Source organism: Ruminococcus sp. 1001136sp1, from assembly GCF_039841815.1.
Classification (GTDB): domain Bacteria; phylum Bacillota; class Clostridia; order Lachnospirales; family Lachnospiraceae; genus Blautia_A; species Blautia_A faecis.
Map to the genome: position 1 here is coordinate 15,628 of NZ_JBDPGY010000009.1, position 12,312 is coordinate 27,939.

The window sequence follows — 12,312 nt, forward strand, 5'->3', positions numbered from 1 at the left end:
TACTTGGAAGGGTTTCTCATATTCCTCCCGTTAAATTCAAATCGATATGCATTGTGGATAATACGGTCCATGCAGGCATCCTGCCTGCTCTTACAAATCCTTTCCGGTTTCAAGTTGCTGTTCCTGTCTATGATTCTTCCCAAGAATCATGTCAACATTCATAGACACAGTGCGAAGCGCCCGTTCATAATCCTGGTGATTAGAAAAATCTTCACGCTGTCTATCCCTCAATTCAACAAGCCGGTTCTTTTCAGCATAGAGAGCTTTCATGGAAGGCAATTTATTCCCGCAAGATTTTTCTTTGAGTGTTCGGAGGGCTGTATCATACAAGGAAAGTTCTGCCCGGTGTTCTTCATAAAATTTATCCTTGTTGCGGCTCTTACGATAATCGGCGTACACATTTTTATATGCCAGATATTGTCCGGTAAAATGAATCTGCTTATTCACATCTTTAAGTTGCTGTTCAGTATCTTTTAAAGATTTTCTGGAAGCACTGGTCTGGTCTGATGCCTGATCGAGTGCTGCATGGAAATCATCAAGAGAATCATAGCCATGTTCCTGTAGGTAGGCAACAGTCTGAGCCATCTGCTTCAAATTGGTGAGCTTTACTTTTTGAGCATAGGCTTCACTTTGCTGAGCTTTAATACAGGTTTGCAGATCTATGACAAGCCGGAGATCTGATTTTATGAAAATGAATGGTGCAGGGATAGCAGAAGTATCAGAGAAAGGAACAGTTGGTAAATCTGTGGAAGTATTCGGAGACTGCTGTTCCAGAATTTCTTCTTTCTGTTCTCTATGGGATTTCGTGTTTTCCTCAAATGCTTTCAAGAGAAAATCTTCTGTGTATCTGGTTCCAAGATTCCTTCCAGTGATATATTTTTTTCTGCCAGGGTGAAGATAGCTGTACCGGTTTCGACTGATCTTGAAGATAATATGATATTTTTCATCAAGGATTTTTGAAAATTCCTCTGGTGATCGTGCGGTACTTGCAGTATCATCAATAGCGTCACGAAGAAATTGTTTTTCTGTCTGGTAACGAGTTTCCTTTGGCGTGATTCCATCTTCTTTCATTTTCTGATTTAACATATCGAGTTTTTCCTGTCCCCGGCGTTGTGCCCAATGTTCTTTTTCTGTGATTTTTCTTTCAGCAGGAGTGAGCAGATCAACCTGATGTAGTCCTTCTTTCTTACACATATCCATAACTTCCTGTTTTAAATGGGTAAGGTATGCTACGCTTAGATGATGTTTGTATCCGGCTTTTGCTTCACAGTCAAATTCTATATAGGGTTCTTGTGGCATGTCTATATAGGGTTCTTGTGGCATGTCATATTTACGGAGACTGTTGATTACGATGTGTACATGGATATTTCCACTTTTGTTATGACCATCAGTATGAGTGCAGACTAAAGCCTGATGACCGGGAAAATTTTTCTTTGCAAAAGTTAATCCGAGCTGCTGGGCACGTTCACCGGTTAATCCACATTCATCCCTGTCTTTCGGGTCGAAGCTGATGATATAGTGATGGGATTTTATCTCATTGAAGTTTTTGTTCTTGTGATAGTAGCTGTTTAGTTCCTGACATTCTGAAGCAAACGAGAACGGATCACAGTTCAGACCGTCCAGATAATATTCTTCTCTCAACATCATGTGCCCTTCTTCATCAAGAATCGGTTTTTGCGTATACTCATTATGCTGGAAGATAAGATACCGTTCCGATTCTTCATAGTCAGCGTTTTTGCTTGCGATATGTTTAATTACTGCCACGGAAATCACCTGCCATTTTCATCACTTCATATTTCATTTCATAAATATCCCGGAGAGATTTTTTTATTTCTGTTCTCATTTCTGAAGAGATAATACCGCCTTGATTAAAATATCTGGCAATCTGGTTGAGGTTGTTTCCTATCTTTCCAAATTCACCAATCAGTTTTTTTATTTCTGGAACATCTGCGGTAAGTTCATATTTGATAATAACATTCTGGGTGTTCAAGGCATTTCGGATAAAATCAGAAATACTCATGTTTGTTGCGATAGCTTTTTCCGACAGAATTTCATATTCTGTTTCACTCATACGTAGATGAACGTCTTTGGTTTTGATAAGGGATTCGCCTTTTTTGGGTCGTGTCATAAATGCTCCTCTTTGCATAAAGGTTCCGCATAAGGAAATTTTACAGCTTGCTGTGAAAGCAAGTGATGGAGAATCATCACGCTGTGACCATGTAAATGGAAACCAATACGCATATCTTTGATTACGGTCGAGGGTATGGGGAAACGAAATCCCCATCAAGTTGCAAGTGGCCAGTAAACCCGGAAAAGGGTTATTGTGCTACATTGCGAAACTTGCTCTAAAAATGATTGATTTATTATATAAGCCGATTTACAGAAAAAAGGAGAAGGACAGCCTGGATACATAAGGGATTTTTGAATAAATTGTTGATATTTTAAATGTCATGTGTTAATATAATTATAGACCGTAGGAAGGCATGGGTAATGCCCGAATCCAAATATTCCATTGGCGGGATTAAGAATGGTATATCCATTCTTTTTTTTTACTATGAAAGAGGGTGCTGCAAATGCCGAATACTGAGTTACCAATGGATTTAGAATCCCAGGTTGTATTAATGAAAAAATATATCACTTTTCGTCAGAGAAAAAAGATGAGAGAATTTCTTGGTTATGCAGGTTATTTCAGAGCAAGCCGTTATGGAAAATTTCTTTTGACACAAGTCAATGCGTTTGGAAGTAAGGCGAATTCAAAAGTTTTCTTTGAACTATATGATTTTGATGTGCAATTAAGGTTATTATTATTTAAGTATTGTAAGAAAGCAGAGGTTCGTTTTAAAAGTGCGATTGCCAATGCTGTTTCGTTAAAGACCGGAGATGCAGGCTTTTATTTGGATAGACAATACTACACACCTACTAAGAGCGAGAAAGATAAAAAGACCAGAAATAGAAATATAACTTTTTTTAATACGAAATTTTTTGCCAATTTAGCAAATGATGAGGAAAAACTCAGACGAGATGTTGTAAAACATCCGGAACTAAGGGAGTACCGTAAAGGGGGAACTCGCCAAAACAATGTATTACCTGTATGGGCAGCATTTTCTTATTTTGAAATGGGTACGATTGTGATGATTTATTCATATTTGCGTGGCGACTTAAGAAAAGAGGTGTTGGATTATACATATTCTGCTTCCAACTATAAGAAAGAAGTAACAAAGCAGATGGATACATGGTTGGATGCTGTTAGAAATTTAAGAAATTATTGTGCACATCATTCGATGGTAGTTGGCATGACTTCTTCTGTGGTAATACCAGATAATAGAGATAGCACAGATGTTCTTCCGGATAATACAAATTTGTATTCAAGATTATATGCTTTAAAGAAAATATTACTGCAGCAAGATGCTGATATGTTGATGAACGAATTAGACAGACTCATTTCCAGGACAAAAATTGATGTATATAAAATGAATATATTACCAGCAAACTGGAAAGATCTATATGATAGAATACTGTATTTGTAGGGATAATAAATTGACTTGAGAATATAATAAAAATGACCGTAGGAAGGCGTGGATAATGCCTGAATCCAAATATTCCATTGGCGGGTAGGCAGCTAAGAAGAACTAGCTGCCTATTTTATTTTACAAGTTGCGAAAAGACGCATTATAGAATTTTTATATTTCGATTAAAACAAATTTTTTTCATAGTCCCTAACTGCAGGATGTAGAATTACGTGAGTTATTATAAGTATTTGAAAAGAAATGAAACAAATTTTTTTGTGGTGAACTTTTTTGATTGTGTAGTGGTTATATAAGGTGTAAAACGTTTTATGATTGGAGAAAACGCTATGAAAGACAGCGAGTTAATTCAAAAAATGCATAGCGGGAATAAAGAAGCAGTCAGTATTATTGTTGAACGATATTATGCAGATATTTATCGCTTTTGTTTATATATGGTTCAAACAGAGAATGATGCTTACGATATTGCTCAGGAAACTTTTTTAAAATTTATGAAATATGGAACTTCCTATAAACATCATAATCTCAAAGGGTATCTCCTGACCATTGCAAGGAATATATGTTTCAACTATTTCCGTGATAAGAAAGAAAAAGTAGCAGTCATAGAAAAGGAAGAGATTGATAAAATTCCAAATTGGAAAGATATGTTGATTGAAGTGGAGGATGCTGTTTATTTGAAAAATTTATTAAAGAAACTTTCTCAGGATACGAGAGAAGTTATTATTCTTCGCATTTATGAAGAAATGAAATTTAAGGATATTGCAAAGATTATGGGGTGCAGTGTTTCTACTACAAAGTCAAGATTTCGATTAGGCATAAATCAGTTAAAAAAGCTAATGGAGAATGATTATGAGAAATAGCAAAATAAAGGCTCTTTTTGAAAAGGCAGAGGAGCAAATTCAGGTTGATGAAATAAGAAAACAAGAAACTTATAATATGATGCTTGAGACAATGGAAAAGCAGAGAACGCCAATGATGTCTATAAAAAATATTTTGCTTCATCAAATTTGGTACATGGATAAAGTTTTTTTTATTATTTATGGTGTTATTATTTGCTTGGGAATTGTTTCTATTGCAGCATTACAATACATTGGGGTGAATCAAAATGAGATAATTATTGCATGTATGGTTGGAGCAGGCATTCTGAGCGTAGTATCTATCAGTATAATTGATAAAGTATTTTTTGGAAGAATGGCGGAGTTAGGAGAATGTTGCTATTTCAATACGAAGCAGTGTGTGGCTGCGTGGTTGGCACTGTCAGGTATGATAAATATTGTGCTGTTGCTATTTGTGACTGGTTATTTAAGTTACTTCCAGAAAGTTGGCTTATTACAGGTTGGGTTATATATTCTGACTCCATATCTGATGTCAAATATAGTTGCATTAGGAATTTTATCAATAGAAAAAAGGGGAAAAAGTTCACTTTTGTTTTGGATGAGTTCAGTTTTTCTGTCAATATGTTATATAGTGATTGGTTCGATTCCGAAAATACTTTTGGTAACTGCTCTTTGGATATGGGGAATAGCCTTTTTAGTATCAGGATTTATATTTGTAATACAGGTAAAGAAATTACTGAGTCAAATAGAAAAAGGAGAAATATTATGCATGAATTAAGGTTGCTGGATATACAGAAAAAATATAAAGATAAAGAAGCAGTTAGAAAATTTAATTATACATTTACCAATGGTGTGTATGGACTTCTGGGAGAAAATGGTGCGGGAAAAACAACATTAATGAGATTAATTTGTGGTGTTTTGCAGCCAACGGGAGGGAGTATTTATTGCGATAATATTGAGATAGTCAGTATGGGGGCAGAATATCGTAAGCTGTTAGGTTATTTGCCGCAAGATTTTGGATATTATGGTGATTTCACGGCAGAACGTTTTTTACGATACATGGCAGCATTGAAGGCACTACCGGAAGATTATGCTAATAGTCGTATTGATGAACTTCTGGATATGGTGGAATTAAAAAATGTGAAAAAGAAGAAACTCAAGACTTATTCAGGAGGCATGATACGAAGGATAGGAATTGCACAAGCACTTTTGAATAATCCTGAGATTTTGATTTTAGATGAACCTACGGCAGGGCTTGATCCGAAGGAGAGAGTACGTTTTCGAAATGTGATTAGTTCGCTTGGAAAAAACAGAATGGTTTTACTGTCTACACATATTGTATCTGATATAGATTATATTGCAGATCGTATTTTAATTATGAAAAACGGAGAATTGATCCAGGAAGGAACAGAGAAAGAGATTACGGATAAAGTGGAAGGATGTGTTTGGAAGTGTATCGTGTCTGAAAAGGAAGCAGGACAGATAACCAGTAGTTTTATTGTAAGCAATATGAGAAGCAGAGGCGAAAGTGTTGAATTAAGAATTGTTTCAAAAAGGCAGCCGGTGGTAGGTGCGGAAAATATAGAAAGTACACTGGAAGATGCATATCTTTATCATACACAAATAACAGGGGAAGAAAAAAATGCGACTTTATAAGACGGAGCTTTTTAAACTTTTTTATAATAAAATATTTAAAATAGGAATTTTAGCTGTGACAGGATTGATACTTCTGTATTTTTGCTTTGCTGAGGTAGGTGGGGAAATAGCGACAGTAGATGGAAAGTTTTATTCTGGTTATGAAGCAGTCCAGATAAATCGGAAAATTACGAAAGAATTTGAAGGTGATCTGACGGATGAAAAAGTAAATCAAATAATTGAAAAATATGGATTGCCTGCAAAAATTGAAGAAAATATGCCAGGGTGGAGAGATGGAAATTTTTTAAACGATTTTGTTACAGAATATTTTACCAATGGTGCGTGGGAAAACGGTGTACTTCCAACGGAAAAATATTCTCTGGAGGAAACAGAATTAGGAAAATTTTATGATGAAATTGGGAAAACACCTTATTTGGCATATACAAGAGGATGGAAAGTATTTGTCGAAATTCTTCAGTTTGGATTGATTTTGGGAAGTATATTGATTATCTGTGAAGTATCAACTGTTTTCGCACAGGAAAGCCAAACAAAAATGCTGCCATTAATTTTCAGTACACAGGAAGGAAGAAGAAAGGATGTTTGGGCTAAAATTTTTGCTTCTTTCACATTTACTGTTTTCATATTTGCGTGGATAGTGGTGGTTAATTTGATCCTATGTTGGATGGTATATGGATTGAATGGATTTAATAACATATCGTGGATAATACTTTCGCAATATATGCGTCGACCTATATTGTTCTTGAAATATTTAGGAATTTTATTAGGATTAGCTTTTCAGGCATTTTTATCATTATGTGCGCTTACACTATGCGTCTCAGCATATCAAAGTAGCTCTTTTGGTGCGGTAATTATTGCTTCTATATGCTGGGGACTTCCTGCATTGATAAGAATATTTTTTGGAGGAATTATATGGATTATAGTAGATTCTATGCCGATTTTTCTTATTATAAACGTAATTATAAATGACATATATGAGATATGGTATATTGTGTTGGGAATAAGTATTTGTTTTGCCGTAGGATGTTTGGTAAAAGGACTGGTATTTTATAAGTCAAAGCAATTTTCATAAAAATGAGTAATTCGTTACAGATGTGAAAAGGGGTGATTACTTGGGAAAATTTTAATACTGTCGTTTGAGGATGGGGAAGAAAATATTATTGATCAGATATTATCATGCGTAGATGAAAAAACAAAAATTTTCAAACAAGACATTGTTGAAAATAAAAACCTGTGCTTTGAGGGACTAAGTATAGACAAATATAGGCGAGTAGTGATCCATGGTGAAACTGAAATTGAATTGACTTATACAGAATTTGAAATCTTATTGCTATTAGCACAAAATGCCGGAATAGTGTTCAGTAAAGAGCAGATTTACGATTGTGTCTGGAAAGAACCATATTTTGGCGATTATAATATTGTTATGAGTCATATCCGTAACCTACGTGAGAAAATAGAAGATAATCCAAGTAAACCAATGTACATACAGACAGTGTGGGGAGTTGGGTATCGCTTTAATAAAAATTTAAGCAGTGGTCTGTGAAAATATTCCAGATCACTGCTTATTTTTCCTTTTTAACACCCAAGAGATATTCACAAGATACATGAAAAAATTTAACTAATGATACAGACGGCGTGAAAAGTCAAGATATTCTAGCGGAAAATTAAAGAAAATCAGAAGAATGCCAGGAAGACTTTCCTATGGAAATTTAATTGTACAGACGTTAGGAAAGTGTGGGAAATTTCGTCTGTGTCATGACATAGGAAGTGTTTGCTAGGTATCCTTTCATGCACTCCCGAAGGATGTGCCAATGTAGAAGGCATATGATTGTATTATTCGAAAGAACGAATTATAATAATATTCGGAGGAATGGATATGGATTATATGATATTAAAAGAAGCTAGTGCAAAATGGGGAGTAACACCTCGTTGGATAAATTATTTTTGCTCTGGTGGACGTATTCCAGGACCTGTAAAGATGGGAATGGTTTGGCTGATACCAAAATCAGCATAAAAACCTGTGGATGGTCGGACAAAACAAGGGAGAGAATTGTACCATGAATAGAATTTTGATTATAGATGATGACAGAGAACTGTGTGCCTTAATTAAGCGCAGCGTACAAACGGAAAATATAGCAGCCGATTTTTGTAATACCGGAAAAGAGGGCTTGCAGAAATTAAAAGAGCAGGAATATCAGCTTGTAATACTGGATGTGATGATGCCCGGTATGGATGGGTTTGAAACACTGGAAGAAATCCGCAAAGAGCATAGTTTGCCAATTTTAATGTTCACATCCAAAAATGACAGCATTTCTAAGGTGCGGGGGTTACGGGCCGGAGCGGACGATTATCTGACAAAGCCGTTTGATATGGATGAGCTGATTGCCCGTATTGTGTCCCTCATTCGCCGTTATACTCGCTTTAATCAGCAAGCCGGAACGATGCAAAAGCTGAATTTTGATGGATTACAAATTGACCTTGAAAATCGTTCCGTTACTACGGGAAACGGCACTTTTGAACTTCCACCAAAGGAATTTGATTTGCTGCTCTATTGTGTAAAAAATCAAGGAAGGATTTTAACAAAGCAGCAGATTTATGAAGAAGTATGGGGTGAAGAATATTTCTATGATGACAGTAACATTATGGCGATTATCAGTCGGCTTCGTAAAAAATTAGAAGTCAACCCCTCCAGTCCAAAGTACATCCAAACTGTCAAAGGGATCGGTTATCGCTTTAACAAGGAGGTGTAGTCAGCATGGAAATCATCGTATTCTTGTCCATTGTGATTGCTGTTGTGGCTGTATTGACTTCCATCGTTCTCGTTCGGCGTATAAAAAAACAAATAGCAGAAATGACCGATGCATTGGTTGATGTGAAAAATGGAAATGGCAATCGGCGTATTTTGTCTGCAACAAATGAACTGACAGCCCCTCTTGCCTATGAAATCAATGAGATCGTTGTGGCTTATGAAAGCAGGCTTTCTGCTGTGCGACAGACGGAAGAAACCAACCGCCAGCTTATGACGAGCCTTTCTCACGATGTTCGGACGCCTCTTACCACTCTGATCGGGTATCTTGATGCTGCACACAAAGGTATTGTCACGGGAAAAGACCGGGATGATTATATTGAAACTGCTCGCCGGAAAGCCCACGATCTGAAAGAATATATTGATGTGCTTTTTGACTGGTTCAAGTTAAATTCCAACGAGTTTGCTTTGGAAATCCAGAGCATTGAGGCCGCAGAGTTTACAAGGAATATCCTGATTGACTGGATACCGATTTTTGAGGATAAACAGGTTGATTATGACATTGATATTTCCGAACAGCCTGTCCGGGTAAGATTGGATATAGACAGCTATATGAGAATCATCAATAATCTCATTCAAAATGTCATCGCTCATAGCCATGCGGACAAAATTAAAATCTCCTTATCGAAGAAGGAAAACAGCATGGAGCTGCTGCTGGCAGATAATGGAGTTGGAATTGAGAAAGAAGATTTGAAACACATTTTTGAACGGCTTTATAAGTGCGATAAAGGTCGGTCTGAGAAAGGTAGCGGTCTTGGTCTTTCCATTGTCCATCAACTTGTAGAAAAAATGGGCGGAAGCATAGCTGTTGAAAGTATACCGGGAAAAGGAACTGAATTTTCTTTGCGTTTTCCCTTGGAGATTTAAGCGGGTTCCCGTCCTTGTGACGGGAACTTTTGTTTATTTTGTCGGATTTCAAATTGCAAGGTTAATGCAAGGTTGTGGCAAGGTTCATGCAAGGTTGGCGTGATAGAATACCTTACAGAACAGGAGGTTTTGAATATGGATTCAAATTATATTATTGAAACAAAAAATCTGACAAAGCAATACGGCTCACAAAAGAGTGTGGCTGACTTAAATATCCATGTCAAGCGTGGGAGAATTTATGGTCTGTTGGGTAGAAACGGAGCCGGAAAAACCACAACTATGAAAATGCTGTTGGGTTTAACGAAGCCTACTTCCGGTGAGGTCAAAATCTGGGGAAAGTCTTTGCAAGGAAATGAAAAGAAGTTGCTGCCCCGCATTGGCAGTTTGATTGAGTCCCCTGGTTTTTATCCCAATCTGACCGGTACGGAGAACCTGCGTATCTTTGCTACCCTGCGTGGAGTACCAAACAATCATGCCATCAAAGACGCTCTGGATTTGGTCGGGCTACCTTACAAGGATAAAAAGCTGTTTTCGCAATACTCTCTTGGCATGAAGCAGCGGTTGGCGATTGCCCTTGCAGTCATGCACGATCCGGAGCTTTTGATTTTGGATGAGCCGATCAACGGTCTCGATCCCATCGGTATTGCAGAAGTGCGATCCTTTATCCGTGAGCTTTGCGACACAAGAGGAAAAACCATTTTAATTTCCAGTCACATTCTTTCGGAGATTTCCTTGCTGGCTGACAATATTGGAATTATTGACCACGGTGCATTGCTGGAAGAAGAAAGCCTTGCTGAGTTGGAGCAAAAAAGCAGTAAACATATCTGGTTTACGCTCTCTGATACTGCACAGGCGGCAAGAATTTTGGAACGCAATTTCCATGAAACCCATTTTTCCATACAAGACGACCACAATCTGCGTCTACACAATATGGAGCTACCCGTGGGGAAAATTGTAACTGCTTTTGTAGAAAACGGATTGGAGGTATCAGAAGCACATACCTGTGAAGAAAGTCTTGAAGATTACTTCAAGCGTGTGACAGGGGGCGAAGGAATTGCTTAAACTAATCAAATGCGAATTTTTGAAATTGAAACGGAAGAAATTTATTCCGCTGATTATTTTGGCTGCGTTCCTGTTTCCAATCCCGCTGACTTATCTGATGACAACGCCCTCTATGATGGAGCGATATACGGATCGGGCAGATGCTTTCGATGGACTATTTAACATGGTGTTGGGATATGGTATCCAGTTTTTACTGCCCTGCATTATCGGAGTGATTGCCGCTATTCTGTTTTTTATGGAACGCGACAACGATACATTCAAAAATCTGCGTACAATTCCCGTAACCAGCACGCAAATGGTACTTGCAAAGATTATTGTCCTTTTTATCTTTGGAATTGTTTTTTGCGTGGCTTCTACTATTGCAACAATTCTTTGCGGAATTGGAACATTAGAAGTTTATGGAATTGGTTATAAGCTGTTTTTGGCGGTTGAAACGGGGATCTTCATTACGGCAGGAACACTCCCGTTGATTGTCCTTGTTGTCTTTTTCAGTAAGACCTATGTTTTTTCCATTTTGTTGTGTGTCTTTTACAGCGTTCTGAACATGAGTGCTACGGCATTGTTTGACACACTGCCTAAAACTATGTTATGGCTTCTGCCCACGCCACTGACTACATTTTGGAGTGCGGGAGATATGGCGGCTCATGGAATAAAAATGGACTTAGAGCAAATGACAGGGCTAATTCCCTCAACATTTCAAGTTGTATTCATTCTTGGGATTATGGCATTCGTTTCGTTCTTACTGATTGACAGATTATATAAGCAGAGGGGGGAATAAACATGGTTCGCATTGTAAAAACAGAATTTTATAAATTGAAAAGGTATCATATCCTTTGGGCGGGCGTTGCACTCATGCTCCTATCCGTCCTGCTGACCTTGTTTACCTCTATGGCGAATGATGGTTCCGTTTGGGATTTTGCCTATCTTACAGAACAGGTCATCAAAAACAATATGTCCATGATTTTTCCGATGTGTATCAGCCTAATTGCTGGATATATGATTTCTCGTGAACAGACGGATGACACATTAAAAAATATTCTGACTGTGCCGATCTCTTTTAAGAAACTGTTGACCGGAAAATTGATTGTGTGCGGCGTATTGTCTATTATTTTCGGGCTGATATGCAGTCTGTTTACAATCATAGCAGAAATGATTGTGGGATTTCCCGGCTTTGAGATTTCCTTAGCTCTAAAAGCAGCCTTGCAGATTACTGCGGTTAATTTCTTTTTATATCTTGCGGTTCTGCCGATTATCGCTCTTACTTGTCGGAGGGCAGGCAGCTTTTTAGTCGGTGTAATCATTGCTTTTGTCTATGGATATGGAGGGATGTTTGCCGCAGGAAATATGACATTAGCAAACCTTTATCCGATTACCGCAAGTCTTGGAATGGTAGGCTACCGTAGCTATGATACCGCAGTCAACTGGAATATCGGAACCTGTTCTTGCAGTCTTGCGCTTGCTGTCGTTATTTCTGCCATCTTGATTTTGTGCATGAAAGAACGAGAAGCAACCCAAACAAAGAAAAAGGCCAAAAAGGTAGCTCCAAAGAAAGGCTGGTGATGAT

Annotated in this window: 14 protein-coding genes; 12 read left to right on the forward strand and 2 right to left on the reverse strand. The window is 37.6% G+C overall.

Features of this window, described 5'->3' with window-relative positions; translation table 11 throughout:
• Nucleotides 1-90 precede the first annotated feature (90 nt).
• Together ABHC48_RS09365 and mobC are read right to left on the reverse strand one after the other, a co-directional pair.
• On the reverse strand, nucleotides 91-1,764 hold the full coding sequence (locus ABHC48_RS09365) for a relaxase/mobilization nuclease domain-containing protein (protein ID WP_195700196.1): 1,674 nt from the start codon (nucleotides 1,762-1,764) through the stop codon (nucleotides 91-93).
• Nucleotides 1,751-2,146 (reverse strand): plasmid mobilization relaxosome protein MobC, encoded by a 396-nt coding sequence (gene mobC / locus ABHC48_RS09370; protein WP_334285716.1) that lies wholly within the window; start codon nucleotides 2,144-2,146, stop codon nucleotides 1,751-1,753. The genes ABHC48_RS09365 and mobC overlap by 14 nt, the downstream gene beginning before the upstream one ends.
• 427 nt (nucleotides 2,147-2,573) lie before the next feature.
• Here mobC and ABHC48_RS09375 point away from each other — a divergent pair, with 427 nt between their 5' ends.
• The 12 genes from ABHC48_RS09375 (at nucleotide 2,574) to ABHC48_RS09430 (ending at nucleotide 12,308) form a co-directional block, all read left to right on the forward strand.
• Nucleotides 2,574-3,527, forward strand: a complete 954-nt coding sequence (locus ABHC48_RS09375) for an Abi family protein (RefSeq protein WP_195700197.1) — start codon at nucleotides 2,574-2,576, stop codon at nucleotides 3,525-3,527.
• Nucleotides 3,528-3,853: 326 nt separating this feature from the next.
• Nucleotides 3,854-4,384: an RNA polymerase sigma factor gene (locus ABHC48_RS09380; protein ID WP_118632999.1), complete on the forward strand. Its 531-nt coding sequence runs from the start codon at nucleotides 3,854-3,856 to the stop codon at nucleotides 4,382-4,384.
• Nucleotides 4,374-5,138: a hypothetical protein gene (locus ABHC48_RS09385; RefSeq protein ID WP_243284585.1), complete on the forward strand. Its 765-nt coding sequence runs from the start codon at nucleotides 4,374-4,376 to the stop codon at nucleotides 5,136-5,138. Before ABHC48_RS09380 ends, ABHC48_RS09385 begins: the two co-directional genes overlap by 11 nt.
• A complete protein-coding gene (locus ABHC48_RS09390; RefSeq protein WP_118632997.1) occupies nucleotides 5,126-6,016 on the forward strand; it encodes an ABC transporter ATP-binding protein in 891 nt (296 codons plus the stop codon). Before ABHC48_RS09385 ends, ABHC48_RS09390 begins: the two co-directional genes overlap by 13 nt.
• Nucleotides 6,003-7,085, forward strand: coding sequence for an ABC transporter permease (locus tag ABHC48_RS09395; protein WP_195700199.1), 1,083 nt, complete (start codon nucleotides 6,003-6,005; stop codon nucleotides 7,083-7,085). Before ABHC48_RS09390 ends, ABHC48_RS09395 begins: the two co-directional genes overlap by 14 nt.
• Nucleotides 7,086-7,286: 201 nt before the next feature.
• Nucleotides 7,287-7,556 (forward strand): helix-turn-helix domain-containing protein, encoded by a 270-nt coding sequence (locus tag ABHC48_RS09400; RefSeq protein WP_330410728.1) that lies wholly within the window; start codon nucleotides 7,287-7,289, stop codon nucleotides 7,554-7,556.
• Between the two features lie 333 nt (nucleotides 7,557-7,889).
• Nucleotides 7,890-8,027: a DNA-binding protein gene (locus ABHC48_RS09405; RefSeq protein ID WP_080633534.1), complete on the forward strand. Its 138-nt coding sequence runs from the start codon at nucleotides 7,890-7,892 to the stop codon at nucleotides 8,025-8,027.
• Nucleotides 8,028-8,070: 43 nt separating this feature from the next.
• Nucleotides 8,071-8,763 carry a response regulator transcription factor gene (locus tag ABHC48_RS09410; protein ID WP_110102441.1) on the forward strand — a complete coding sequence of 231 codons (693 nt, stop codon included), beginning with the start codon at nucleotides 8,071-8,073 and terminating at the stop codon, nucleotides 8,761-8,763.
• A gap of 5 nt (nucleotides 8,764-8,768) precedes the next feature.
• A complete protein-coding gene (locus ABHC48_RS09415; protein WP_002594770.1) occupies nucleotides 8,769-9,686 on the forward strand; it encodes a HAMP domain-containing sensor histidine kinase in 918 nt (305 codons plus the stop codon).
• 135 nt (nucleotides 9,687-9,821) lie between these two features.
• Nucleotides 9,822-10,748 (forward strand): ABC transporter ATP-binding protein, encoded by a 927-nt coding sequence (locus ABHC48_RS09420; RefSeq protein ID WP_195700200.1) that lies wholly within the window; start codon nucleotides 9,822-9,824, stop codon nucleotides 10,746-10,748.
• Nucleotides 10,741-11,526 (forward strand): ABC transporter permease, encoded by a 786-nt coding sequence (locus ABHC48_RS09425; protein WP_024738632.1) that lies wholly within the window; start codon nucleotides 10,741-10,743, stop codon nucleotides 11,524-11,526. The genes ABHC48_RS09420 and ABHC48_RS09425 overlap by 8 nt, the downstream gene beginning before the upstream one ends.
• Before the next feature lie 2 nt (nucleotides 11,527-11,528).
• Nucleotides 11,529-12,308 (forward strand): ABC transporter permease, encoded by a 780-nt coding sequence (locus ABHC48_RS09430; RefSeq protein WP_002594767.1) that lies wholly within the window; start codon nucleotides 11,529-11,531, stop codon nucleotides 12,306-12,308.
• Nucleotides 12,309-12,312: the final 4 nt, after the last annotated feature.

Coding starts and splice junctions, on each gene's coding strand:
- ABHC48_RS09390 (WP_118632997.1), top strand. CDS start 5,126: ATGCATGAATTAAGGTTGCTGGATATACAGAAAAAATATAAAGATAAA.
- ABHC48_RS09430 (WP_002594767.1), top strand. CDS start 11,529: ATGGTTCGCATTGTAAAAACAGAATTTTATAAATTGAAAAGGTATCAT.
- ABHC48_RS09405 (WP_080633534.1), top strand. CDS start 7,890: ATGGATTATATGATATTAAAAGAAGCTAGTGCAAAATGGGGAGTAACA.
- ABHC48_RS09415 (WP_002594770.1), top strand. CDS start 8,769: ATGGAAATCATCGTATTCTTGTCCATTGTGATTGCTGTTGTGGCTGTA.
- ABHC48_RS09420 (WP_195700200.1), top strand. CDS start 9,822: ATGGATTCAAATTATATTATTGAAACAAAAAATCTGACAAAGCAATAC.
- mobC (WP_334285716.1), bottom strand. CDS start 2,146: ATGCAAAGAGGAGCATTTATGACACGACCCAAAAAAGGCGAATCCCTT.
- ABHC48_RS09385 (WP_243284585.1), top strand. CDS start 4,374: ATGAGAAATAGCAAAATAAAGGCTCTTTTTGAAAAGGCAGAGGAGCAA.
- ABHC48_RS09375 (WP_195700197.1), top strand. CDS start 2,574: ATGCCGAATACTGAGTTACCAATGGATTTAGAATCCCAGGTTGTATTA.
- ABHC48_RS09380 (WP_118632999.1), top strand. CDS start 3,854: ATGAAAGACAGCGAGTTAATTCAAAAAATGCATAGCGGGAATAAAGAA.
- ABHC48_RS09395 (WP_195700199.1), top strand. CDS start 6,003: ATGCGACTTTATAAGACGGAGCTTTTTAAACTTTTTTATAATAAAATA.
- ABHC48_RS09410 (WP_110102441.1), top strand. CDS start 8,071: ATGAATAGAATTTTGATTATAGATGATGACAGAGAACTGTGTGCCTTA.